This is a genomic window from Oceanobacillus sp. FSL H7-0719 (genome assembly GCF_045040795.1).
Lineage (GTDB): Bacteria > Bacillota > Bacilli > Bacillales > Amphibacillaceae > Oceanobacillus.
Genome location: NZ_CP150301.1, coordinates 996,562 through 1,020,764 on the forward strand (window position 1 = coordinate 996,562; position 24,203 = coordinate 1,020,764).

Genomic DNA, 24,203 nt, shown 5'->3' on the forward strand with positions numbered 1-24,203 from the left:
TATGAAATTTTTATTTATCGGATTAATCAAATTTTATCAAAAAGCAATTAGTCCTTATACACCAGCCACATGTCGATTTTATCCTACTTGTTCTGCATATAGTCTGGAAGCATTTCAACGTTTTGGAGTGTTCAAAGGACTGTATCTCAGTATCATACGCATTAGTAAATGTCATCCATTACATCCTGGCGGTGTTGATTACGTCCCGGAAAAAAAGAAAAAGAAGAAAAATCAATTATGATTTTTCTTCTTTTTCTTAAATATTAAAGCGTTCGATTTGATCCCATACTTTTTCACTCTGCAGAATGTTCTTTTGGTAATCCCCGAATAAATCATAGTGTGGATACTTCTCTTTGTAATCTATCCAATGATCTTCCAATCCGTAAGTTCTTCCCCACCGCTTTAATTTCTCAACATCATTGCAGCCAACCTTCGTAACTGTATCACACCCAGGAAACCGTTCATCTATCCAGTAATGGGTCAAAAAAGCTATATTGCCGCTTTTCACCTGTTTTTTCCAAACTTTTAATTCATTTCTAGTTATTCCAAAAGCCATGGTTAATCCCCTCTAACAACTTCAGAATAAACTTTATGCCACTCAGGAAACTTCTTTCTTAATGAAAGCGGACGAAAAGTTTCTTTATTTACAATTACATGTCGTGTGATTCCACTAACTGCAATTTCCCCATCCTCACGAATAACCTCATATCCGTAAGCAGACCTTAGTCCGTCGTATTCTTCCAGCCATGTGTCTACATAAACTGCCTCTCCATAACGAACGGGTTTGTTAAATTTTATATTTGCATCAAGGACAGGAGATACAACATTTTGCTTCTCCATTTCAATATAACTGAGTCCCAGCTCTTCAATAAACTTTGTTCTGCCAATTTCAAACCAAATTAAGTAATTCGCATGATAAACAACGCCCATTTGGTCAGTCTCTTGATATCGTACATCAATCGGTGTTCTAACTTTTTTCAATATGTATTCCTCCAGCTGTTAAGAAAACTTATAATTATATCCTATCATAGAATTACAAAAAACTTAATCTTGACAAATATAGATGATGATTAAAATAAGCAGAAGACCTCAAGACAGATTTTGTCTTGAGGTCTTCTGCTTATTTTTCTTGATTGTGCTGTTCGTCTTTCAACTCTTCTTTAAATCCTTCAACCGCTTTTTTTCTCCGCTTATTCTTAGCGGCAATTTCTATCTGATCCAATTCTTCAGAGAATTCCATTGTATCTTCCGCTTTATCGATATTTTCGAGTGTATCATGAATCATATTGTGCAATTTACCAGCGTTATCACTTCGATTATCAGGCTTTGGCTTTTTATCATAATTAGACATACAAATACTCCTTTCAAATATAGTATTTATATGTTTTCCACTTGCTAAAAAATTATGCAATCAAAAGGAACAGGTTAATCATGTGGTTTAAAAATTAATTCAGTTTTTGCATGATATCTACCATATAATCATATGTCATCGGGCCAATATGCCGCGGTTCTTGAATAGTCCCATCCGTACCAATGAAATAAGTTGTGGGCAGAGTCAACACACCATATTCATTTCCGACTGAGCCATCCCGATCAAGTGGTGTTGGAAACGTATAACCAAATTCATCAAGAAACTCAATTACTTTTTGATCTTTCTCATTATAATTAATTGCTATAACTTTTATGTCGTCTTTATAATCATCATAAAATTTCTGCATTTCCGGCATCTCTTCACGACAAGGTGGACACCAGCTTGCCCAGAAATTTAATATTACCTTCTGCCCCTTTAACTCAGAAAGCTTAACAACTTCCCCGTCAAGTGTCTCTAACTCAAAATCTGGCGCTGATTCACCAGGCTGAATACCTTTACTCTCAACTGGTGCAATCATCCCTCCGGAAACGCTTGTATCTCCGGTTACATCATATAAATTTGGAGATGCTTCTTTATCTGTTTGTTTTTCCATAAGTGTTTGTCCAACCATAATCGCAACCAGCACAACTAGAAAGCCGATACCAAATATTAACTTCTTCACTTTACCGTCCTCCAACAATAAATAGGTGTTTTTTATCTTTGTGATTCAAAATCTCTTAATCAAATTATTACCCAATCATTTGAATTTATTTGTAGTGAAAACGATTTAAAGGTCTGCTTTAATACTAAGATGGATGTAGATAGAAGTAAAGATATTCGAATCATTGTTCGGAAAGTGTACAAATTCAACCATAGAATTGTATTTATTTCGCAATAGAAAAGAACCGTTACTTTCTAAGAAAGTAACGGTTCTTAAAATAAATTTACGCTTGCATTTTATCACGCAATACCATTTGAAGGATACCACCATGGCGGTAGTAATCAATTTCAACTGGACTGTCAAAACGAGCAATTGCAGTGAATTCAGTTGTTTTACCATCTTCACTTACTGCTGTTACTTGAACAGGAGTGTTTGCTCCTACGCTTTCATCAATATCTACATGGAATGTTTCTCTTCCAGTCAAACCAAGCTTTTCAGCACTTTGACCTTTTTCGAATTGCAGCGGAAGAACTCCCATCATTACAAGGTTTGAACGGTGAATACGCTCATAACTCTCAACAATAACTGTCTTGATTCCCAATAGGTTGGTACCTTTGGCTGCCCAGTCACGGGAAGATCCCATACCATAATCCTTACCACCAATTACAACCAGACCAGTATTCTTTTCTTGATACTTCATTGCAGCATCATAAATTGGCATAACTTCTTCTGTTGGCCAGTAAGTAGTATAGCCTCCTTCAGTACCTGGAGCTAACTTATTACGAATACGAATATTCGCAAATGTACCGCGCATCATAATCTCATGATTTCCACGTCGAGAACCATAAGAATTAAAGTTTCGTGGTGAAACTCCCTTTTCTTGCAGGAATTTACCTGCTGGCATATCTTTAGCAATTGCTCCAGCTGGCGAGATGTGGTCAGTAGTAACTGAATCACCAAAGTAGCCAATTGCACGAAGGTTATTCAATGGTTCCACTGTACCTGCATCCTTTGTTAAACCTTCAAAGAATGGCGGGTTTTGAATATATGTTGAGTTATCATCCCATTCGAATAATGGTTCATCTGTTGTATCAATTGCATTCCATTTTTCGTTAGAATCGAAAACATTTTCATATTCTTTACGGAAAATTTCAGGTGTTACAACTTTAGCTACTTCTTCTTTAATTTCTTGAGCTGATGGCCAAATGTCTTTCATGTATACTGGCTGACCATTTTTGTCAATTCCAAGCGGCTCTTTAGAAAGATCAATATCAACTGTACCAGCAAGTGCATAAGCAACTACAAGCGGTGGTGAAGCTAGGTAGTTCGCTTTCACATACGGATGGATTCGTCCTTCAAAGTTACGGTTACCAGAAAGAACAGAAGATGCAATCAGATCTGAATCAACAATCGCTTTCTCGATTTCTTCTAATAATGGACCTGAGTTACCAATACATGTTGTACATCCATAACCAACAAGGTTAAAGCCTAACTGATCAAGGTAATTTTGAAGACCAGCGTCTTCAAGATAGCGTGTTACAACCTTTGAACCAGGAGCTAATGATGTTTTTACATATTCAGGCACTTTTAGCCCTTTTTCTACTGCATTTTTCGCCACTAAACCAGCACCTAGCATAACATACGGGTTAGATGTGTTTGTACAAGAAGTAATTGCAGCGATTGCAAGTGAACCAGTGCGCATAACAGATGTATTTCCATTTTTATGCGAAATTGTTACTTCTTTATCAAATTCTGATTTATCTTTTCCAAAACCTTGGTTTCCTTCAGGAGCAGTAATTGCTTTTTTAAATTCCTTCTGCATATTTGAAAGTGAAATTAAATCCTGTGGACGTTTTGGACCGGAAAGGTTTGGTTCTAGTTTCGATAAGTCAATTTCTACTACATCAGTATAATCTGGATCGCCTTCTTCTGAATCATACCAGAAGCTATTTTCTTTACTGTATTTCTCAACCAGGTCAATTTGTTCTTGACTGCGGCCAGTTAAATACAGATAATTTAATGTTTCTTCATCTACAGGGAAGAAACCACATGTTGCACCGTACTCAGGTGCCATGTTGGAAATTGTTGCACGATCTGCAAGTGGTAAATCCTTCAATCCAGGTCCGAAATACTCAACAAATTTACCAACTACATTCTTTTCACGTAATACTTGAGTTACTTTTAGAGCAAGGTCTGTTGCTGTGGTTCCATTAGGGAAACTGCCAACAAACTTCACGCCAATTACTTCTGGAGACGGGAAATATGAAGGCTGGCCAAGCATTCCTGCTTCCGCTTCAATACCACCAACACCCCATCCAAGAACACCAAGTCCGTTAATCATCGTTGTGTGTGAGTCAGTCCCAACCAATGTGTCTGGGAACGCATCGTATTCTCCATTTTCATTTTCCAAACCGTGAACAACATTCGCAATATACTCCAAGTTAACTTGGTGAACAATACCTGTTGCTGGTGGAACAGCACGATAATTATCGAATGCTTTCTGTGCCCAGTTAAGGAACTCATAGCGCTCAGCATTTCTTTCAAATTCAATATCCATATTTACTTGCAAAGCATTGTGTGTGCCATATTGATCAACTTGAACCGAGTGGTCAATAACTAAGTCTACTGGAACTTCCGGATTAATCCTTTCAGGTTTCCCACCCATATCAACCATTGCTTTTCTTAGAGAAGCCAGGTCAACTACTGCAGGAACACCTGTAAAGTCCTGTAAAATTACACGAGAAGGTTTAAATGGAACGTCAACACCTTTACCTTCTTTTTTCCCCCATTTTGCTAGTGCTTTTACATGCTCATCTTGAATCTGATGGCCGTCATGCTGACGAAGTACGGATTCTAAAAGAACACGAACAGAAAAAGGCAAACGTTTTATTTTACCTAAACCTTGTTCTTCAAGCGTTTTCAGATGATAGTAATTATACTTTTTACCGTTTACGTCAAACTGCTTTTTTGCTTTAAACGCATCATTTCCCATAATCGATATACCCCTTTCATTCGAAAATTTACTATTCTCGCTTTCTTTGAAAATAGTAATCTGGCTTTTAACCATCTAAATGTCCATTAAAAAAACCTATAAAATAGACCTTTACATTCTATATTATAGGATTATATGAGATAAAACAAATCATTAGCCATGTCATCTATATACCAATTTATTATGAAATACGATAACTTTTACTTATAATAAAAAACGAATGGACTATATTAGGCTTATAGTCCATTCGTTTGCTTTAATTTATTTGGAAAAAACAATTGAAAAGTGCTTCCTTTATCTCTATTTTTCGAAAAACTTAGTGAACCGCCATGCAGTTTAAGTATTTCTTTTGTTATATTGAGTCCTAATCCAGTTCCCTCTTTCTTCGTTGTAAAAAAAGGGCTGCCTAACTGATCAATAATATCTGTTGGTATGCCGACACCTTCATCTTTAATATTTATAATAACTTGCTCGTTATTTGAATGGACAAATAACGTAATTTCTCCAGGTTGTTCCATTGCTTCTATTGCATTTTTGACTAAATTTATTAAAACTTGCTTTATTTGTGAGCTGTCACAATAAATTTTTTCTGTTATTGGTTCCCTGATTTTGATTGAAACATTCTTTAATCGGGCCTGGGATTGAAGTAAAATTGCTACATCGCGGATCATCTTATCAACACATTCATCTTTCATGTTATTTGTCAGTGGTTTTGCCATAAATAACAGCTCTGAGGTTATCGCTTCCATTTTCTCTATTTCATCTTTCATAATCTTATAGTATTCATCTTTATGCCGAACCCCAGCCTGAAGCAATTGCAAAAAGCCTTTTAAAGACGTTAAGGGATTTCTGATTTCATGTGCAATTCCGGCGGCCAATTGACCAACAACCGACATTTTTTCTGCTTGAATCATCATTTCTTTTGCTTCCTTTTGTGCAGTAATATCTTTTAGACAACTGACATAATAAGTCATTTCATTCACGTCATCTTCCACTCTGTCTATCGATAATTCAACATGAAAAATCTTTGAATACTTGGCAATATCAAGGTTCATAGCTTCAGAAAGACAGCTCTCTTCGTTTAAATACCTTTCTATTTTAGTTACTGTAATCGGGTCAAACAAATTAAACCAATCGCATCCCAATAAATCCTCCGGCTCGCTATCTAACAGGAATTTTGCAGATTTTGATACAAAACATATTTTGCCTTTCTCATTCCATACAATAATGATTTCTTCATACTGATGTTCTATCCAATCCAGTAAACGAACAGGAAATTCTGAAAAATGATAGTACACATTTTGCCGATCTTTCAAATCTACTGAAACAAACTCCCTTATGTTCATTTAATCCTCTCCTCAATTTATTTTTAAAGAGCATTTTAAAACATAAAGTGATTCTAAGGTGTAAAATATTATTTAAATAGAACAATTAATATTGTTTAGTATTTATAAAGAAGGATCACTAGTGAAATTGCATAAATTTGTAACTATAAGAGTTTCCTCTTATAATAAACTATATGTGTATAGTTTATCTTACTATAAATATATGGAAAAATAAATTAATTATTAGATATTTATGAAAAACTTTTACAATTTAGTTATTAAATCTTAAGAAACAGGTGATAAATTTGTCAATCATTGTGGTGTTGTGGGGCTTCTTTCTTATTTCTTTAATGGGGATTGGCGGATTCTTCATGTTCCGCAAATTTCTAAAACGTCTGCCAAAAGAAGATGGTAAATCAATTATGGATTGGGAAGAGCATTATTTTGAAAAAACACAGCATATGTGGGAAAGTAAAGAAAAGATATTGTTAGAAGAACTTGTTTCTCCAGTTCCTGAACTATTTCGTGACGTTGCCCGTCAAAAGATTGCCAGTAAGATTGGAGAGGTAGCTCTCGAAAAGCAAGAAGCACATATTACACAGGAAACATTAATTGAAGGCTACATTATTGCAACACCAAAACGTGACCATAAGTTTCTAAGGAAAAAGCTAAAACAAAAAGGAATCGATGCCTCTCCTTATGAGCATTTATTTAAGCTCTCAAAAGAAAATTATCGAGAAAACTGGCAGGAAATCTATCAGAAACAGAAAAGCACCCAATAATCGGGTGCTTTTGTTATATTACGGATTTCTTCATTTGCAGAAATTGAAACAACATGGTAACTCGCCAGGTTAGAATCATACCAAATGCGAGAATGAAAAACATTCCACTTGTTTCTCCTAATGAAATTGTTGCCCCAACAATAAGCTTCAAAATAATTCTTAAAACTAGTAAACCAACTAATATCACTGGAAAAGCTTTTGATGGATTTAAGTAAATATCCCCTTCACGAATTTCAAATTTTGATGACTTAATTAAAAGTATAGAAAATATCATGCCGACAAAAAATGCTTCGAATACTTGGAGCCAGGTAATTTGAAATGCAGGAAAAATAAACATTAATGCTCCTGTGCTCATAAATAATGGCGGTAAAATAATTTTTTTCATCGTTGCCGGTCTTTTTGCCATTCTTAATCGTACAAAGATCATTGTTATTGCCATCACCAGAGCAACGATTGTGCTTGCTATACCCAACATCATGCTTGAATCACTCTCTCACATCTATTCCAGTTCATCTCTATTCTTCTGTAAACCCCTATACAGATTTACAATTTACATGCGTCTCGCTATCCAAATCGAGCGAAGTTTATTCCGTAAGCAATTTGCGTTATTAACGAATGAAGTCTTAAGCATTCGTATTCAAGTGGTTTAAGAGAACCAATGCAGGCGATGTCAATCAGGCAGTGATTTAAACTTCTGATTTCATCGAATATGAATATCAATTCTATCTTAATATATTCATAAATAAAACTCCATTAAAACCCTGAAAAACCAAACCAATTCGCTAGGAATGATGTTACACCTGTCATCCAGTCGAAGAATAGAGCAATCCCCATAAATATCATAACATAACCACCGATTTTAATAATCTTTTGACTATGTTTCTTAATCCAACTCATTTTACCAATAAAGAAAGCCATTAACAGGAATGGTATTGAGAAACCTAAAATATAAGCGACCATCATTATCATACCGGTTTCAGGGCTTGTTGCAGCAAGTGAAAAGACAACCATTAGAATTGGACCTGTACATGGTGTCCACCCCAATGAAAAAGCTAGGCCAATTAGAAAACTCCCTAAAAAACCTGCCGGACGATTTTTAAATTGAATTGATTTATTTTTCATTAGAAATTCAAAGTTTAAAATACCAACAATAACAAGACCAAAGAAAATAATTAAAATTGCTCCAACCTGTCTAATAACATCCTGGTACGTTAACAAGAACTCAGAAATAGCAGATGTCGAGAAACCAATTGCAATAAAAATACTTGAGAATCCAATTAAAAAGAATATAGTGTGAAGGATCGCCTTACGATTCAGCTTTGTATTCTCTTCTTTTATTTCACTTATACTCATTCCGGTAATATAAGATAAAAATACAGGATACATCGGAAGAACACAAGGTGATACAAAAGATAAGAAACCTGCTCCAAAGGCTAAAAATATATTTATTTCAGACATCGTAATCCCCCTAAGAATAATAGTGTTCACCTTATTTTACCAAACAAAGCAAAACAAAATGGACTTGTTTATGACAAAAGGACAACAGTTTACACTGCTCGCCTGCTGCAATTAAGTATAAATGAAATATATATCCCTGTCTTTATTAATGTTTGTACATTGAAGACACAGTGCGAATTCTGGCATTGGATATCAAGACAATGGCTCGTAATCCAAAAATATTAAAAGTAAAAGTACACTTATTCCATCAGCAATTATTAAGCAGAAAAGAGATTTAGATAAATAGGAAAGTGCTATTTACCATTATTTAACGATGTAATTTACAAAATCAATTGTATTCCTTTGATTAATTTTATATACTGTATAAAGAGATTCATGAAGGAGGAAAGTCAGTACAATGAGCACAATATGGGTAGTTTTAATTGCTATTGCAGCTTTAATAGCAGGTGTTGCTCTTGGATTTTTTATTGCGAGAAAATATATGATGAGCTACTTGAAAAAGAATCCGCCAATTAATGAGCAAATGCTTCGTACGTTAATGATGCAGATGGGTCAAAAACCATCACAAAAGAAAATAAATCAAATGATGCGTGCAATGAATAATCAACAGGATAAATAAATCTTTCATATAAAAAAAGGTTTTATATATTGATTTTAATTACTGATTATCAATTTTTTTGCATTGTTATTAATTTATTATGTAAAAATGTATGAAACATAACTAAAACCACATTTTCTGCAGATGATATAGCGGAAATGTGGTTTTTGTATATTTATTTGCAACTAAAACTTCTGTAAATCACATATATATGCACACCTGACTGATGTAAGCTGCCTATGATACATTCGCCATCGCTATCTCTGGCAAATAATTGAGCTTTCGAACCAGTATGTTTTCCTTTATATTTCCTTATGTGAAAGAAAGAGTAATAAGTATTATTTACTCACTTTGGCACATAATAAATATGCGCTTCTCTTGTAACATACATAAGTAAATTATAGGAGGAAAATGATGGATCAAAGTTCAGTTTTAAATGATATGTATAAAAAAAGCGAAGAGTTAAACTCCACATTAATTTCTTATTGGAAGGAATACTCCTATATAGATTCCTGGCAGTTTTGGGTCGTGTTAGGATTCTTAGTTATTCCTTTAATTATTTTGTACTTTACGATTGATCGGACAAAAATATTTGAAATCTTATTTTTTGGCTTCTCTGTACATATGCTATGGTCGTATACAGACATTGTTTTAGGAAAAACCAACCTGTTTGTCCATTTGTATTATATTGTACCTTTGTTGCCATTTGCTTTAAGTATAAGTTCCTCTTTGCTTCCTATAGGATTCATGCTTGCATACCAGTACTGTTTAAATCATAACAAAAACTTTTACCTATATGCTGTCCTTTTAAGTGCTATTTTTTCATTTGGTTTCGGAACAATTGAAAATCTAATTGGGCTAACTGATTTTAATGATGGTATGAATGTATTTTACGTTTTCCTTATAGACTTGGGTGTCGTATTTATATCTTATTGGCTGACAAAGTTTGTTAAAAGACTCCGTAAACCAAAGTAATCTAGAAATTAAAAGCATTAGTAAAAAAAGTGGCCTCCCAACTGTTTCCGCAGATGGAAGGCCTTTTCACCATAAAATTAGCAGCTTCATTAACTTTTTGTTTATTTTTAATCTCTTAGGGCTCTATACCACAATTTATTGTCATTTAACCACTTTTCATATTCCTCTTCTACGTTCGATACATGCTCCAATATCAGGTTTTTTAATGAAAAGAATACAATATCTGTCTATTTTCAATGCTTTTACTTTTCACAAAGGATAACCATCCATAATCTCTCATGCTATTTCTTGTTATAAAAAAGTGAAGCGGCAAATTTCGTAAAACTGGAAAGAAAAAATCTTCGGCATCCTGCAGAGATTCACAAGTAAACTCAATATGCCGATCATCTTCATAGACAGTAAGCTGTTTATCTTGCCAATAAAACTTCATATGGCTGTCACGTTTTTCGATTGTAATTTCACTTTTAAAATTTTGAATAAAAGAAGAAATAGTTTCTAAAGTGAGTAGCTCAGTAATGTATTTGTACTGCAACTGCAGATATGTACAATTGCGATTCTCTCTAAATTCTTTTAGAAATCTATAAAGAATCCCAGTTTTATAAAAGTAATTATTCGCTACATCAGCCTTTACACAAAAAACAGAATACGTATACATGTAAAGCACCCCTTTACATCCAATTATACGCATTCATTTTGAAAAGTCTGTCAAATTATACCTTAAATCTCCACTAGTTTTGTCGAATTAAATAATTATTCAAACACGAGCTAATAGAACCATTCATTATAGCATATGGAAACTAGACTATAGACCTGAGAAATAACTTGAGGACAGTTCTATATAGAACTGTCCTCAACGTTTTAAGCTTTCAATAAATCTTCTGTTAAACGAACTACATTCTCAACTGTAAATCCATATTCAGCGACAACTTTATCCCCTGGAGCTGATGCACCAAAGCGATCAATTGCTAGAATCTCACCTTCATCACCTGCATAGCGTTCCCAGCCGAAAGAAGTTCCCATTTCGATTGCCAAGCGTTTTTTAACTGCTTTTGGAATGACGGATTCCTTATATGCTGCATCCTGCTTCTGGAATCGATCCCATGATGGCATGCTAACAACAGAAACTTCAATCCCTTTATTCTTCAACTCGCTTTGTGCTTCTACTGCTAGCTGGACTTCAGATCCTGTAGCAAGCAAAATAGCATCTGGAGTTTCTTTAGCTGCTGGACTAACAACATACGCACCTTTTTTCACACCATCATAAGCATTCTTATCCGTGCCAGGTAGTGTAGGCAGATTTTGTCTTGTTAATACGAGTGCCGTTGGCTCATCATTTGATTCTATAGCAAGTCGCCATGCAGCTGCTGTTTCATTAGCATCTGCTGGACGAACTACAGAAAGCCCAGGCATAGCACGTAATGCTGCTAAATGCTCAACTGGCTCATGTGTTGGCCCATCTTCACCAACTGCAATGGAGTCATGTGTAAACACATAAGTAACCGGCATTCTCATTATAGATGCTAAACGAATAGATGGACGCAGATAATCACTAAATACGAAGAATGTTCCACCATAAACCTTTAGGCCGCCATGAAGTGCCATACCATTTAAAGCTGCACCCATTGCATGCTCACGAACACCAAACCAGATATTGCGTCCAGCGTAATTAGCCTTCGTGAAATCACCTTCATCATTCATTGATGTTTTATTGGAACCTGCTAAATCTGCACTTCCTCCGAAGAAGTTTGGAACTGCTTGTGCAATAGCATTAAGTACTTCACCAGATGATGCACGAGTTGCAAGCGAGCTTCCTTCCTCATAAACCGGAAGTGCTTTTACCCAATCTGCTGGCAATTCCCCATTGATAGCTAACTCAAGTTCTTCAGCATCCTTAGGATATTTCTCCTTATAAGCAGCAAATTTGTCGTTCCATGCTTCTTCCGTTTTACTTCCTCTATCTTGAATTTTCTCTTTGAAGTCTGCATATACTTCGGCAGGTACTTCAAATTCTTCATGTGTCCATTTGTAATATTCCTTTGTAAGTCCAACTTCATCTGTCCCTAAAGGGGCACCATGCGATGCTGAAGAAGCTGACTTATTCGGAGAACCATAACCGATAACTGTTTTTATTTCAATTAATGTTGGCTGTTCGCTATTTTGTTGCGCTTCTTTAATTGCTGCTCTGATACTATCTAAATTGTTTCCATCTTCCACACGCAGCACTTGCCATCCATATGCTTTGAAACGTGCTTCTGTATGCTCTGAGAATGAACGATCTAAATCCCCATCTAGTGAGATATCATTTGAATCGTATAAAGCAATTAATTTACCTAAACCTAGATGACCTGCTAAAGAAGCAGCTTCATGAGAAATACCTTCCATTAAGTCACCGTCGCTTACTAAAGCATATGTGAAGTGATCAACGATTGAAATATCCTCTTTATTAAATTTCGCAGCCAGATGCGATTCGGCCATTGCCATTCCAACAGACATTGCAATCCCTTGTCCTAATGGGCCTGTAGTTGCTTCCACACCATCAGTATGGTGTACCTCTGGGTGACCAGGTGTTCTGGAATCCCACTGACGGAAATTCTTAATATCGTCCATTGTAACATCATAACCTGATAAGTGAAGCAAGCTATATAATAGCATGGATCCATGACCAGCTGACAATACGAAACGATCGCGATTAAACCATTTTGAATGCTTTGGATTATGATTCATAAAGTCTGTCCAAAGAGCATATGCCATCGGAGCTGCTCCCATCGGCAAGCCTGGATGACCTGAATTAGCTTTTTCAATTGCATCAATTGAAAGCGTACGAATAGTATTCACAGATAGATTTTCAATTGTAGACATGTAATTCTCCTTCCAATCTTTCTATAATATGTACCCTCTATATTCTATAATGAATGTGCAATCTCCACAAGCTTAGTTCATTCAATTTAAATTATATTTAGCCAGTTTTAATGTTTTTTATTTCTTTCCTGTAAATCTTTTACTTTTTGCGGGGTAACATCAGTTCCCTCTGGGTCAATCACAGTCATTGTCTTGAATTGGTTCTTGAAAGAATTTCGAATATTTTTCAAGTATTCTTCACGAAGCTGTTTTTGTTCCACTTTCTCTTCGCTTGTCAATTCTGTTTCCTTTGCTTTTCTTGCAAGCTCGTTAATCCGATTCAGCTTTTCTTTAGATAACATCAGATAACCTCCTTTACTTCTAGATTATAAATAAAAGAACTACTTCACCTGTTCAGCTCTTTGCTTTGTATATGAATTCAATCACTCACTTAACAAACTATACTACTTCATAATTTATAATTGAAAAAACAAAAAAAGACAAGAAATTAATCTTGTCTTTTATCTTACATGCTGTGTATTTCATTCTCAAGTTTTTTGATACTCCTTATATCTCCGATGTACGGTCGCTTTAGAAACATTAAAACCTAAACCATTTAAGGTGCTTGCAATCTCACTAAATGTTAGATTTTTCTCCCGAAGCCGGACGATTTCCTCAATCGGAACCTCAATCCTTTCTCTTCCAGGCGCTTTATCTATATTTTTAAGGTTTGTATGCGGTTTATAACCTTCCCTAACAGCCTTTTGCATACCCCTTTTAATTTTCAAGTTATGAATCTTGCGCTGATATTCTTCGACAATACCTACTATTTGTAAAACCATAGAATCGGAATCAGACAATTCCAGCTCCCCATTATGAATTAACGTATAAATAGCAATATCTAGTTTTTGAAGCTGGTGGAAAAGAGCAATCTTTGTATTTCCTCTGCCTAATCTCGTTTCATCCTGGATTATTAAACAGTCTGCTTCTTTACTTGTAAAATAATCAAGCATTTCGAAAATACCCTCACGTTCAATATCAAAGCCGCTTTCTTGCTCCTCTATACAAGCAACCACAGTGAAGCCATGGCGACCAGCAAATTGATGAAGTTCCTGACGCTGTCTTGATAACGATGTTTCTTGTTCTTTTTTATCTGTGCTAACCCGACAATAAATAATAGCCTTCAATTTAAAATTCTCCTTAATTTAGATTATCCACTAGTAATCATAGAGAAATACAAAAATACTAGTGTTAATCCAAAAGCAACTAAGTAAAACAGATCTTCCTTTGACACTTTCTTAAAAATTCTCTCGAACATTTGAATTCCTCCTTTTAATTATAAGAACCTTTGTTCCTACGAACATAGTATCGCACGAACGTATAATCTTGTCAACACTTTTTTAGAACGAATGTTTGCATCTTATATCAGGGAATGGTAAACTATGTATAATAAATAGTATGTGTGAGGTGTTCACTAGATGACTAAACTTTCTAAAAGACAGCAAATGATACTTGATTTTATAAAAGATGAAGTTAATGCAAAAGGATATCCGCCGTCTGTCCGCGAAATAGCTGTTGCAGTTGGACTTGCTTCCAGTTCTACAGTACATGGCCATTTGGAGCGTTTAGAGGCAAAGGGCTTTATTAGACGGGACCCGACAAAACCTAGAGCAATAGAAATACTAGATCCAACAGGCGAAGCAAGTATTCCTAAAGACACGGCAAGATATGCACCTGTAATTGGTAAAGTTACTGCGGGGCTTCCGATTACTGCTGTAGAAAATATTGAAGAGTTCGTTCCAATTCCAAGCTCAAGCACAAATCCGGATGATAATCTATTTGTTTTGGTTATTGACGGTGAAAGTATGATTGAAGCAGGAATTCTAGACGGTGACATGGTAATCGTCAAACAGCAAAACACTGCAGATAATGGAGATATTGTAGTTGCTATGACAGAGGATAATGAAGCAACAGTAAAACGTTTCTTTAAAGAGAAGGATTATATCCGCTTGCAGCCAGAAAACGCGACAATGGAGCCGCTAATCTATGATAATGTAACAATTCTTGGAAAAGTAGTAGGTTTATATCGTCATATACATTAAAAAAAACATCTGTTTCTTGCACATGCTAGAAACAGATGTTTTTTTATCGCAACTTTTTTCCAATAATATATGTGTAACTGCAAATACCCTATATAACAAAATTGTGTTCATTTTGTTATATAGGGTATTTTCTCATTCGTTTAAATTAAACTTATTTTTAAATGGCAAACACAAGTCAGCCTGCTTTAGTTAGAATAAACCTAAGGACAAGGATCTACTCAATGTATTTTACTTAATACGAAGTCAGATACTGCTCCCTCTCCCAAGGATGAACGGTATTATCAAACATTTCCCACTCAATTGCTTTGGCTTCCATAAAATGTTCGAATAAATGTTCACCTAAACCTTCGATTATCACTGGATCTTTTTCCAGCTCATCCAAAGCTTCTTTTAATGTAGAAGGAAGATCTATTACACCATTTTGTACTCTTTCTTTTTTAGTCATTGCATAAATATTCTGGTCTACTGCCTGAGGCGGCTCTTTTTCATTTTCGATTCCATCTAGACCTGCTACAAGCAATACAGATAAGGCCAGATATGGATTGGATGCTGGGTCAACACTGCGCACTTCAATTCTTGTACTTAGTCCCCGCGAGCTAGGAATGCGAAGCAGTGGACTGCGGTTGGAACCAGACCATGCAACATAGCAAGGTGCCTCGTAGCCTGGTACAAGACGTTTATAAGAATTCACGATTGGATTGGTAATCGCAGTAAAGCTCGTAGCATGCTCCAAAATACCAGCCATAAATTGATAAGCAGTTTTACTTAACTCAATTTCTCCGTCTTCATCAAAAAACATATTTTTACCATTTTTGAATAAAGACATATTTACATGCATTCCTGAACCATAAACGCCAAATAAAGGTTTCGGCATAAATGTTGCATGCAGATTATGCTTTCTGGCAATTGTTTTTACTACCAGCTTAAATGTTTGAATATCATCTGCATGTTTGAGTGCATCTGAATACTTAAAATCAATTTCATGCTGTCCTGGTGCTCCCTCATGGTGCGATGCTTCAATTTCAAAGCCCATTTCTTCAAGTTCCAGAACAATATCTCTGCGGCAATTTTCACCAAGATCAGTTGGTGCTAAGTCAAAATAACCGCCATGGTCATTTAATTCCAATAATGGCTCGCCTTTTTCATCTAATTTAAAAAGAAAGAATTCTGGCTCTGTACCGATATTAAATTTATCAAAGCCAAGACTTTCCATTCTTTCTAGGCTTTTCTTCAAATTATAACGTGGGCAACCTGAAAATGGAGTCCCGTCAGCATTATATATATCACATACAAAACGAGCAACTTTTCCTTTATCAGATGTCCATGGGAAGACAACAAAAGAATTTAAATCCGGATATAAATACATATCTGATTCTTCAATCCTTACAAATCCTTCAATTGAAGAGCCATCAAACATCATTTTATTATCTAAGGCTTTATCTAATTGACTTAAAGGAATTTCCACATTTTTTATCGTGCCCAGTAAATCGGTAAATTGTAATCTAATAAACCTGACATTTTCTTCTTTAATTTTTTGCATAATTGTTTCTCTCGTGTATTTATCGCTCATTGGTTCTCCTCCAAATAGTATAGAATGTGCTTATTTTAACAGGTGTCAGGAAAATATACATATCTTAATAAAGCATGGACGATTTATTAAATACATTTTATTGCCCTGCTCCAAATTTTATGTTAATAATATACATTTCCTAAGATAAACTGTCAATCATTTTTTTCACTAAAAATCTTCCAATATTAGTAAGGAAAATAAGGTTTTTTCTGTAGTTTAACTCATTGAGGTGTATTGCGGTTTACACATGTATCACTCCATTAGAGGGTAAAGCCTCACGGGAAATACTTCCCGTGAATATGTATTAAGCTTAAAATTAATAGCTGCATCATATAAGTGACGAAGGGCTTCGTCATAATTGCAGCAAATTTCGCCTCTAATATGGTTATACCCTATTTAAGAATAAGAAAACCTTTTTTTTCGATTGCTTGAGCGGCAGCAATAACTGCAATTTTTACATGTGCATAAGTTAGTCCACCTTGGACATATGCAGTATACGGCGGTCGGATTGGACCGTCTGCAGATAACTCAATGCTTGATCCTTGGATAAACGTCCCAGCCGCCATAATAACTTTGTCTTCATAGCCTGGCATTTCACTTGGATATGGACTGACATAGGCATTGACTGGAGAATTCTCCTGAATCGCCTGACAAAAAGCAATCATCTGGTCTGCTGTATCAAATGTAACTGATTGAATCAAATCCGTTCGTTTAGATTGATATTTCGGAGTAGTAACTAAACCCGCTAGCTCTAACAACCTTGAAGTAAAGACCGCTCCCTTTAATGCTTCTCCAACGACATGGGGCGCAAGGAAGAAGCCTTGAAAGAGTTCCTGCAGCATATTGAGTGTTGCGCCGCTTTCTTTTCCGAGTCCCGGTGCAGTGAGACGATTCGCACACTGTTCGATTAAATGTTCGCGCCCAACAATATAACCTCCTGAGCGGACAATCCCTCCACCGGGGTTCTTAATCAGCGATCCAGCCATTAGATCTGCACCCACATGTGTAGGCTCAATTTCTTCCACGAACTCTCCATAACAATTATCTACAAAAACGATGACGTCTTCTTTTACTTCCTTAACAAAAGATACCATCTCAGCGATTTCTTCAACTGTAAACGAAGGTCTGCTGTCATATCCTTTAGAACGCTGAATACCTATTACCTTCGTTTGATTTGTAATGGCGCTGCTAATTCCTTGATAATCAATTGTGCCGTCTGATTTCAGGGCAACTTCATTATAATCTATTTGGAAATCACGGAGTGAACCAGCATTATTTCCTCTTTTGCCAATCACTTCTTCTAAAGTATCGTACGGTTTCCCCGTAATATAAATTAATTCATCTCCTGGTCTTAATACACCAAATAAAGCAGTGGAAATCGCATGTGTGCCTGATACAAGCTGCGGGCGGACTAATGCATCTTCTGCACCAAAAACATCACGATAAACTGCTTCTAATGCTTCTCTTCCCATGTCGTCATAACCATATCCAGTAGTTGAGTTAAAATGACTATCGCTGATACGATTGGATATGAATGCTTCCAAAACTCGTTTCTGATTAATTTCTACTGTTTTATTTATTTCTTCTTTTATTTCTGCTATATCTTTCTCTGCTTGGGTGACTAACGCTTCAAACATTACTATTATTTCTCCTTTAATATGTTATTCAATGTATGATTTTCTTGGATAAAGCCCTTCATTACATAATTATTGTTCTCTTCATCAAAAAACTTTTCAGTAACAATGGCCTCTCTCTCCAGTTCACTTAAAACTTTCCCTTGGTCTGCCTCCAGTTCAACTGTGAATGGAGCCCACTCATTCTTAAGAACGGCTTCAATCTTTTCTAAAGTATGCTTTACATCCTCTTCTTCATGCGCACTTATTAAAATAAATGGATGGTTTTGCGGAAAGAAGTTTTCCTCAATTAAGTCTTTTTTATTATAAACATAAAGCATCGGAATCTGATGGGCATCAAGGTCCTCCAATAACTTCACCACTGTTTGTTGATGTTGTTCTTGATCAATATGTGACCCGTCAACAACATGCAGCAAAAAATCTGCTTCCGCTACTTCTTCCAGCGTTGAACGAAAAGCTGCGATTAAGGATGTTGGTAAGTCCTGCAAAAATCCAACTGTATCGGTTATGAGCGCCTCAAAGCCTGAAGGCAGTTCAAGCTTCCTTGTAAGCGGATCTAAAGTAGCGAAAAGCTTATCTTCCTCTAATGAATCACTATTTGTTAATTTATTAAATAATGTTGATTTGCCTGCGTTTGTATAACCTACGATTGCTATTTGGAAAACATTATTTTCTTTTCTGCGTTTTCGATATTGCTCGCGTTGTTTTACGACGAGGTGAAGCCTTCTTTTAATATCGAATATTCTGCGTCTTATATGACGGCGGTCAGTTTCCAGTTTTGTCTCTCCAGGACCTCTTGTGCCAATACCTGCTCCAAGCCTAGACAACTCTATTCCCTGACCTCTTAATCTTGGAAGTAAATATTCCAGTTGTGCTAATTCTACTTGCAGTTTTCCTTCTTTGGTGCGGGCGCGCTGTGCAAAAATATCTAGTATCAGCTGACTGCGATCAATAATCCTCACACCCAGATAGTTATTCAAATTTCGTAATTGACCTGAAGAAAGCTCATCATTGGAAATAACGAGATCAATATCCTTATCCTCTATCTCTTTCTTTATTTCTTCTAGTTTTCCTTCCCCTAGGTATGTAGCCGGATGAATATGTGTGCGATTTTGGGTTATAATCGCTTCCACAATACCTCCAGCTGTCGAACTAAGTGAAATTAACTCATCTAAAGAGGATTGAAAACGTGCAACATGTTGTTCAGGTTTTCTTACTGCTATTACTAATATTTTCTCATTTGACATGAAATTCCTCATTTCAGCTGTATATTATTCCTCCTGTAATATATCATCAGCAGTCAATTCAATTAACTGATCGAGCTGATAGTTATCTGCTTGCACTAAACGAAATGCTTGCATTCGTATTGCCTGCTCGATTATATTTCTGATATATCTTGCATTGGAGAAGTTTATTTGATGTATTGCTAACTTTTCCTTAAGATGATTCTTAAGCTTTATTTCAGCTTCCCGAGAAAAACGATATTCTCTTTCACTGACCATAATTTTTGCAATTTCCATTAATTCATCCAATTTATAATCTGCAAAATCAAGCATAAATGGAAAACGGGATTCAAGTCCAGGGTTCATCATTAAGAAGCGCCGCATTTCACTAGGATAACCCGCAAGTATAATTACAATATCATCTCGTGAGTCTTCTAAATATTTTACAAGTGTATCAATTGCTTCCTTCCCGAAGTCCTTTTCCCCGCCTCTCGCTAAAGAATAAGCTTCATCTATAAATAGTATACCACCCATTGCCTTTTGAATTACACTTCTCGTTTTTTGAGCGGTCTGACCAATATATTCGCCAACTAAATCTGCTCTTTCCACCTCGACAAATTGACCTTTTGACAGGATGCCAAGATCAAAATACAGTTTTGCCAGCCTTCTTGCAACCGTTGTTTTTCCTGTTCCAGGATTCCCTTTAAATAGCATATGCAAAACCTGTTGGCTTTCCTGAATACCAAGTTCTTTTCTTTTCTCATTGATTATATAAGACGCATAAATTTGTTTTATCGTTGTTTTTACCTCATCAATCGCGACAAAGCTTGAAAATGATTCATCGATCCCTTTAAAGTATTTATTAGTTGATACCTTATTTCCGTTTGTTATATATGGATTCTGTTCCACCCTATCCTGCAGAACAATATTAATCCGGCCTTTATGATTAACCTTCATTTCCGTATCCATGCACTCACTCCTTTGTCACCTCAGTATACGTTTTTATCCTCTAACTTGTGACAAACGCCCAGTGCATGAATATTAAAGGTGCTTTATTTAAAAAACGGATGCCAATTTAGCATCCGCTTTGTGATTATTCATTGTCTAAATTAACGTTTTTCACGGGTGAAAAAGTTGAAATTGCATGTTTGAATATTAATTGTTGTTTCCCGTCTGTTTCTAATAAAACGGTGAAGTTATCAAACGCTTTAATAATACCCCTTAATTGAAAGCCGTTTGTCAGGAATACTGTTACTGAAATATGATTCTTTCTCAATTGGTTTAAATATTGTTCTTGAATGTTTGTGTTTTGTGCCATCAAACTTCCTCCTCTTTTCTATCTATACTACTCTTAATTCTACTTCATTTTTAATATTCCTGCTAATTTATCGAAAATCATTTTAAACTTTTCTCGTCTGCTACTCGGACTAACAGCATACCAGTCAATAGCCAATTTATTTCTAAACCATGTATATTGTCTTTTCGCATATCTTCTGGAATTTTGCTTAAGCTGCTCAACCGCCTCTTCAAGTGTCTGCTTCCCTTCTAAATAAGGAATAAACTCTTTGTAGCCAATTGCACGCATCGCTTGTGTATCTTTAAAACCATGATTATATAATGATTTAACCTCATCTAACAGTCCTTTTTCCAGCATAAAATCGACACGATGGTTTATCTGTTCATACAATTCTGTCCGGTCCATTTCTAAGCCAATAAATATAACATTGTACGGAGTTTCTACAGTCTGTTCCAACTCCCATTCAGACTTCGGTTTCCCGCTTGTTTCATAGATTTCCAATGCCCGAATAACACGACGATGGTTATTCGGATGTATTTTTTCTGCTTGTTTAGGATCGACTTGCTGAAGTCGCTCATAAATTTCTTCAATACCTTCTTCTTGTGCTTGTTTCTCTAGTTGTTCCGTAAGTTCCTCATCTCTTTTGATATCAGGAAAGTTATAATCAAACAAAGCCGCCTGTATGTACAGACCACTTCCGCCAACGATAATTGGTAAACGGCCTTTATCTGATATTTCTTTAACTAATCTCTGAACATGAACTTTAAAATCTGCAGCTGAATATGCTTCGTCAGGTTCCTTTATATCCAGAAGATGATGTGGGACACCTTGCATTTCTTCGGAAGAAATTTTAGCTGTGCCAATATCCATTCCTTTATAAACCTGCATGGAGTCTCCACTGATCACTTCACCATTAAAGCGCTTTGCAATCTCAATACTCAATTCAGTTTTCCCGACTGCAGTAGGACCCACTATTGCGATGATTGTTTCTCTCATTGTATTACCCCTAAATTAAAAAGTTAATTTTCTTTTTGATAGGATTTAAGCATCCAAATCTCTGTTTCAAACCTTTTTTGATGTCCAATTAGTATATCATTCGTGGGTTCGTCTGCAAACTCATCAGTTAGAGGCAGTCCAGTATCGATAATCTCTTTTGTTATACGATTAAAATCATGAATAAGCTGAGATATCATTTCTTTTTCTGTATCATCTGCATTTGCTTCTTCAAGTGTACCCTGCTTCAAATACATACTCATTGTCGCTAAAGGCTGACCGCCGATCATTATAATCCGCTCAGCAATCTCATCCAGCTCGTCCTGTGTCTTTAGGTATAACTCTTCAAAGTGTTCATGTAACTGAAAGAAGTGACGGCCTTTGATATACCAATGGTAACGATGCAATTTTACATATAGAATAAAATAATTAGAAAGCAATTGATTTAAAAAATTAATCAGCTCTTGATTTTTCAAGTCATTCACCTCATTGTTTTTAAATTCATCGTTTCACAATGAGGTGCATTTTATACCTTTACATAATTCGTTTAAACATTTTCTCGAGCTCATATGTTGTAAAATGAACAATAATTGGTCTCCCATGTGGACATGTAAATGGATCTGTTGTGGTTCTCAAATCCTCAAGCAAACGGAACATATCTTTCTCAGTCAAATAATGATTTGCTTTAATAGATCTTTTACAGGACATCATAATTGCAGCATCTTCTCTTATCGCCTCAATATTCACCTTTTCTTCATTCATAATTTGTTCAATCATCTCACGAATGACCTCTTCCTCAAAGCCTTCCGGGAACCAGTTAGGGTGAGAACGAATGATATAGCTGCGGTGGCCAAAGGGTTCAAAGAATAAGCCCACCTCTTCAAATGCTTCTCGATATTCTTCAATGAAAAGTGCTTCTTGACTAGAAAACTCAAAAGTTAATGGAATTAAGAGCTCTTGTGATTCTTTTATTGGTTTTCCTAACTTATCCCTAAAAAACTCGTATTTAATCCGTTCTTGAGCAGCATGCTGATCAATCATATAAAGACCATTCTCATTCTGTCCTAGAATATAGGTCCCTTGCAGCTGACCAATCGGATAAATTGGTGGTACACGTTCTGGGCCTTCGTTCTTTTTTTGTTCAAGCGATGAAGGTATTTCTGCAGGTTGAACGATTGCCTCTACCTCTGGCTCTTCTCTGATTATTTCTTCTGCAGCAGTGGGAATTTCTTGCTCATACTCTGCAATTGGCTCCGTTTGTGCGAACTGCGTTTTCTCAAAAATCGGCTGAATGCTTGAATTCCGCTCTATTGGCTCGGCTTGAGGTGAAAATACAAAGCTTGGCTGTGTCGATTCAAACTTCGGCTTCACAGGGCGCTGTTCTATTTCCGGTATGAGTGTCTGACTGCGAAATGTCTTCTTTATTGTTCCCCGTACGGCTTCAAACAGTTCTTTGTCCTTACTGAAACGGACTTCCAGCTTCGTTGGATGAACATTTACATCCACTAAAATTGGGTCCATATCAATTTTCAATATGACGATAGGATATTTCCCAATTGGCAGCAATGTATGATAGCCCTCGGTTATTGCTTTTGTTAGCGGGAAGCTCTTTATATACCGGCCATTAATAATCGTCGAAATAAAATTGCGGGATGCCCGGGTAACTTCCGGCTTTGCAATAAAGCCCTCGATGTGGAAGTCGAGTGACTTGTATTGAATTGGGAGCATCTTTCTTGCTACAGACATCCCATAAACCTGTGAAATAACCTGCAATAAATCTCCAGTTCCTGCTGTTTTAAACAGTACTCGTTCATTATGAATTGCTTCAAACCGAATTTCTGGATGGGAAAGTGCCAGCCGATTCAACAGGTCTGTAATATGTCCAAGCTCTGTATGCAGGCTTTTCATATATTTCAAGCGTGCGGGAGTATTATAGAAAAGCTGGTCAACAGTAATTTCTGTACCTTTTCTTGCATCACTTTTCTTCCGTTCAACCACTTTGCCGCCTTCGAGATGCAGCGTTATTCCAGCTTCGTCTCCTGTAGAGGTTTTAACGGTTAATTTGCTTACAGCAGCAATACTCGCAAGAGCTTCGCCTCTAAATCCCAGTGTACGGACATGAAATAAATCATTTTCTGTTCTTATTTTGCTCGTCGCATGAGGCAAGAATGCTGTTTCGCTATCGGCTGCTGTCATTCCGTCTCCATTATCGATTACTTTTATTTGGCCAATACCGGCTTCTACAATCTCAACTTTAATGGAAGTACTGTTTGCATCGATACTATTCTCCACAAGTTCCTTAACTACAGATGCTGGGCGTTCAACTACTTCTCCAGCTGCAATTTTATTTGCCAGTTCTGTGGGCATTTGTTTGATTTTCATACAGACATCCTTTCTCTTTCCA

The 24,203-nt window shown here is 36.2% G+C and carries 25 protein-coding genes; 5 read left to right on the plus strand and 20 right to left on the minus strand.

Annotation, left to right across the window (positions count from 1 at the left end; translation table 11 throughout):
- The first annotated feature begins 1 nt into the window (after nt 1).
- Nucleotides 2-241 carry a membrane protein insertion efficiency factor YidD gene (gene yidD, locus NST93_RS05510; RefSeq protein WP_405101989.1) on the plus strand — a complete coding sequence of 80 codons (240 nt, stop codon included), beginning with the start codon at nt 2-4 and terminating at the stop codon, nt 239-241.
- A 15-nt stretch (nt 242-256) separates the two neighbouring features.
- On the opposite strand, the gene NST93_RS05515 is transcribed toward yidD, so the two are convergent.
- From NST93_RS05515 to NST93_RS05540, 6 genes are all read right to left on the minus strand, one after another.
- Nucleotides 257-556: a hypothetical protein gene (locus tag NST93_RS05515; protein ID WP_405101991.1), complete on the minus strand. Its 300-nt coding sequence runs from the start codon at nt 554-556 to the stop codon at nt 257-259.
- 2 nt (nt 557-558) lie between these two features.
- Nucleotides 559-981, minus strand: a complete 423-nt coding sequence (locus NST93_RS05520; protein WP_405101993.1) for an acyl-CoA thioesterase — start codon at nt 979-981, stop codon at nt 559-561.
- 139 nt (nt 982-1,120) lie between these two features.
- On the minus strand, nt 1,121-1,351 hold the full coding sequence (gene tlp / locus NST93_RS05525; RefSeq protein ID WP_405101995.1) for a small acid-soluble spore protein Tlp: 231 nt from the start codon (nt 1,349-1,351) through the stop codon (nt 1,121-1,123).
- A 94-nt stretch (nt 1,352-1,445) separates the two neighbouring features.
- A complete protein-coding gene (locus NST93_RS05530; RefSeq protein WP_405101997.1) occupies nt 1,446-2,033 on the minus strand; it encodes a TlpA family protein disulfide reductase in 588 nt (195 codons plus the stop codon).
- Nucleotides 2,034-2,295: 262 nt separating this feature from the next.
- Nucleotides 2,296-5,004 carry an aconitate hydratase AcnA gene (acnA, locus tag NST93_RS05535; RefSeq protein WP_405101999.1) on the minus strand — a complete coding sequence of 903 codons (2,709 nt, stop codon included), beginning with the start codon at nt 5,002-5,004 and terminating at the stop codon, nt 2,296-2,298.
- A gap of 236 nt (nt 5,005-5,240) precedes the next feature.
- The gene (locus NST93_RS05540) at nt 5,241-6,350 is read right to left on the minus strand and encodes an ATP-binding protein (RefSeq protein ID WP_405102001.1); all 1,110 of its coding nucleotides are present in this window, start codon (nt 6,348-6,350) and stop codon (nt 5,241-5,243) included.
- A gap of 284 nt (nt 6,351-6,634) precedes the next feature.
- Between NST93_RS05540 and NST93_RS05545 the strand changes: the two genes are divergently transcribed.
- Entirely contained in the window at nt 6,635-7,111 is a 477-nt protein-coding gene (locus NST93_RS05545; protein WP_405102003.1) for a DUF2621 family protein, read from the plus strand.
- A gap of 13 nt (nt 7,112-7,124) precedes the next feature.
- Here NST93_RS05545 and NST93_RS05550 read toward each other — a convergent pair whose 3' ends face one another.
- A complete protein-coding gene (locus NST93_RS05550) occupies nt 7,125-7,589 on the minus strand; it encodes a CcdC family protein (RefSeq protein WP_405102005.1) in 465 nt (154 codons plus the stop codon).
- Between the two features lie 275 nt (nt 7,590-7,864).
- On the minus strand, nt 7,865-8,569 hold the full coding sequence (locus NST93_RS05555) for a cytochrome c biogenesis CcdA family protein (RefSeq protein ID WP_405102007.1): 705 nt from the start codon (nt 8,567-8,569) through the stop codon (nt 7,865-7,867).
- A 397-nt stretch (nt 8,570-8,966) separates the two neighbouring features.
- On the opposite strand from NST93_RS05555, the gene NST93_RS05560 reads away from it, so the two are divergent.
- Together NST93_RS05560 and NST93_RS05565 are read left to right on the plus strand one after the other, a co-directional pair.
- Complete coding sequence (locus tag NST93_RS05560) at nt 8,967-9,188, plus strand: YneF family protein (protein WP_405102009.1); 222 nt, start codon at nt 8,967-8,969, stop codon at nt 9,186-9,188.
- A gap of 393 nt (nt 9,189-9,581) precedes the next feature.
- Nucleotides 9,582-10,142, plus strand: a complete 561-nt coding sequence (locus tag NST93_RS05565; RefSeq protein ID WP_405102011.1) for a hypothetical protein — start codon at nt 9,582-9,584, stop codon at nt 10,140-10,142.
- 202 nt (nt 10,143-10,344) lie between these two features.
- On the opposite strand, the gene sirA is transcribed toward NST93_RS05565, so the two are convergent.
- The 4 genes from sirA to NST93_RS05585 form a co-directional block, all read right to left on the minus strand.
- Nucleotides 10,345-10,797: a sporulation inhibitor of replication protein SirA gene (gene sirA / locus NST93_RS05570; protein WP_405102013.1), complete on the minus strand. Its 453-nt coding sequence runs from the start codon at nt 10,795-10,797 to the stop codon at nt 10,345-10,347.
- 203 nt (nt 10,798-11,000) lie between these two features.
- The gene (tkt, locus tag NST93_RS05575; protein WP_405102015.1) at nt 11,001-13,001 is read right to left on the minus strand and encodes a transketolase; all 2,001 of its coding nucleotides are present in this window, start codon (nt 12,999-13,001) and stop codon (nt 11,001-11,003) included.
- 107 nt (nt 13,002-13,108) lie between these two features.
- Entirely contained in the window at nt 13,109-13,342 is a 234-nt protein-coding gene (locus NST93_RS05580) for a DUF896 domain-containing protein (RefSeq protein WP_405102017.1), read from the minus strand.
- 186 nt (nt 13,343-13,528) lie between these two features.
- Nucleotides 13,529-14,167, minus strand: coding sequence for a recombinase family protein (locus NST93_RS05585; protein WP_405102019.1), 639 nt, complete (start codon nt 14,165-14,167; stop codon nt 13,529-13,531).
- Nucleotides 14,168-14,458: 291 nt separating this feature from the next.
- Between NST93_RS05585 and lexA the strand changes: the two genes are divergently transcribed.
- The gene (gene lexA, locus NST93_RS05590; protein ID WP_405102021.1) at nt 14,459-15,082 is read left to right on the plus strand and encodes a transcriptional repressor LexA; all 624 of its coding nucleotides are present in this window, start codon (nt 14,459-14,461) and stop codon (nt 15,080-15,082) included.
- A 232-nt stretch (nt 15,083-15,314) separates the two neighbouring features.
- Here lexA and glnA read toward each other — a convergent pair whose 3' ends face one another.
- From glnA to mutL, 8 genes are all read right to left on the minus strand, one after another.
- Nucleotides 15,315-16,652, minus strand: coding sequence for a type I glutamate--ammonia ligase (glnA, locus tag NST93_RS05595; protein WP_405102023.1), 1,338 nt, complete (start codon nt 16,650-16,652; stop codon nt 15,315-15,317).
- A 392-nt stretch (nt 16,653-17,044) separates the two neighbouring features.
- On the minus strand, nt 17,045-18,289 hold the full coding sequence (locus NST93_RS05600) for an aminotransferase class I/II-fold pyridoxal phosphate-dependent enzyme (RefSeq protein WP_405102025.1): 1,245 nt from the start codon (nt 18,287-18,289) through the stop codon (nt 17,045-17,047).
- 5 nt (nt 18,290-18,294) lie between these two features.
- Nucleotides 18,295-19,533, minus strand: coding sequence for a GTPase HflX (gene hflX, locus NST93_RS05605; RefSeq protein ID WP_405102027.1), 1,239 nt, complete (start codon nt 19,531-19,533; stop codon nt 18,295-18,297).
- A 24-nt stretch (nt 19,534-19,557) separates the two neighbouring features.
- Nucleotides 19,558-20,478 carry an AAA family ATPase gene (locus tag NST93_RS05610; RefSeq protein WP_405102029.1) on the minus strand — a complete coding sequence of 307 codons (921 nt, stop codon included), beginning with the start codon at nt 20,476-20,478 and terminating at the stop codon, nt 19,558-19,560.
- A gap of 124 nt (nt 20,479-20,602) precedes the next feature.
- Nucleotides 20,603-20,827, minus strand: a complete 225-nt coding sequence (hfq, locus tag NST93_RS05615) for an RNA chaperone Hfq (protein WP_405102031.1) — start codon at nt 20,825-20,827, stop codon at nt 20,603-20,605.
- A 39-nt stretch (nt 20,828-20,866) separates the two neighbouring features.
- Entirely contained in the window at nt 20,867-21,802 is a 936-nt protein-coding gene (miaA, locus tag NST93_RS05620; protein ID WP_405102033.1) for a tRNA (adenosine(37)-N6)-dimethylallyltransferase MiaA, read from the minus strand.
- A 23-nt stretch (nt 21,803-21,825) separates the two neighbouring features.
- Nucleotides 21,826-22,275 (minus strand): Dps family protein, encoded by a 450-nt coding sequence (locus NST93_RS05625; protein ID WP_405102035.1) that lies wholly within the window; start codon nt 22,273-22,275, stop codon nt 21,826-21,828.
- A 58-nt stretch (nt 22,276-22,333) separates the two neighbouring features.
- Nucleotides 22,334-24,181, minus strand: coding sequence for a DNA mismatch repair endonuclease MutL (mutL, locus tag NST93_RS05630; RefSeq protein ID WP_405102037.1), 1,848 nt, complete (start codon nt 24,179-24,181; stop codon nt 22,334-22,336).
- Nucleotides 24,182-24,203 lie beyond the last annotated feature (22 nt).

Bases quoted from the DNA above. Each gene is read 5' to 3' on its own strand.
- yidD (WP_405101989.1), top strand. From the start codon at position 2: ATGAAATTTTTATTTATCGGATTAATCAAATTTTATCAAAAAGCAATT.
- NST93_RS05515 (WP_405101991.1), bottom strand. From the start codon at position 556: ATGGCTTTTGGAATAACTAGAAATGAATTAAAAGTTTGGAAAAAACAG.
- tlp (WP_405101995.1), bottom strand. From the start codon at position 1,351: ATGTCTAATTATGATAAAAAGCCAAAGCCTGATAATCGAAGTGATAAC.
- acnA (WP_405101999.1), bottom strand. From the start codon at position 5,004: ATGGGAAATGATGCGTTTAAAGCAAAAAAGCAGTTTGACGTAAACGGT.
- NST93_RS05540 (WP_405102001.1), bottom strand. From the start codon at position 6,350: ATGAACATAAGGGAGTTTGTTTCAGTAGATTTGAAAGATCGGCAAAAT.
- NST93_RS05550 (WP_405102005.1), bottom strand. From the start codon at position 7,589: ATGATGTTGGGTATAGCAAGCACAATCGTTGCTCTGGTGATGGCAATA.
- NST93_RS05555 (WP_405102007.1), bottom strand. From the start codon at position 8,569: ATGTCTGAAATAAATATATTTTTAGCCTTTGGAGCAGGTTTCTTATCT.
- NST93_RS05560 (WP_405102009.1), top strand. From the start codon at position 8,967: ATGAGCACAATATGGGTAGTTTTAATTGCTATTGCAGCTTTAATAGCA.
- NST93_RS05565 (WP_405102011.1), top strand. From the start codon at position 9,582: ATGGATCAAAGTTCAGTTTTAAATGATATGTATAAAAAAAGCGAAGAG.
- sirA (WP_405102013.1), bottom strand. From the start codon at position 10,797: ATGTATACGTATTCTGTTTTTTGTGTAAAGGCTGATGTAGCGAATAAT.
- tkt (WP_405102015.1), bottom strand. From the start codon at position 13,001: ATGTCTACAATTGAAAATCTATCTGTGAATACTATTCGTACGCTTTCA.
- NST93_RS05580 (WP_405102017.1), bottom strand. From the start codon at position 13,342: ATGTTATCTAAAGAAAAGCTGAATCGGATTAACGAGCTTGCAAGAAAA.
- lexA (WP_405102021.1), top strand. From the start codon at position 14,459: ATGACTAAACTTTCTAAAAGACAGCAAATGATACTTGATTTTATAAAA.
- glnA (WP_405102023.1), bottom strand. From the start codon at position 16,652: ATGAGCGATAAATACACGAGAGAAACAATTATGCAAAAAATTAAAGAA.
- NST93_RS05600 (WP_405102025.1), bottom strand. From the start codon at position 18,289: ATGTTTGAAGCGTTAGTCACCCAAGCAGAGAAAGATATAGCAGAAATA.
- hflX (WP_405102027.1), bottom strand. From the start codon at position 19,533: ATGTCAAATGAGAAAATATTAGTAATAGCAGTAAGAAAACCTGAACAA.
- NST93_RS05610 (WP_405102029.1), bottom strand. From the start codon at position 20,478: ATGGATACGGAAATGAAGGTTAATCATAAAGGCCGGATTAATATTGTT.
- hfq (WP_405102031.1), bottom strand. From the start codon at position 20,827: ATGGCACAAAACACAAACATTCAAGAACAATATTTAAACCAATTGAGA.
- miaA (WP_405102033.1), bottom strand. From the start codon at position 21,802: ATGAGAGAAACAATCATCGCAATAGTGGGTCCTACTGCAGTCGGGAAA.
- mutL (WP_405102037.1), bottom strand. From the start codon at position 24,181: ATGAAAATCAAACAAATGCCCACAGAACTGGCAAATAAAATTGCAGCT.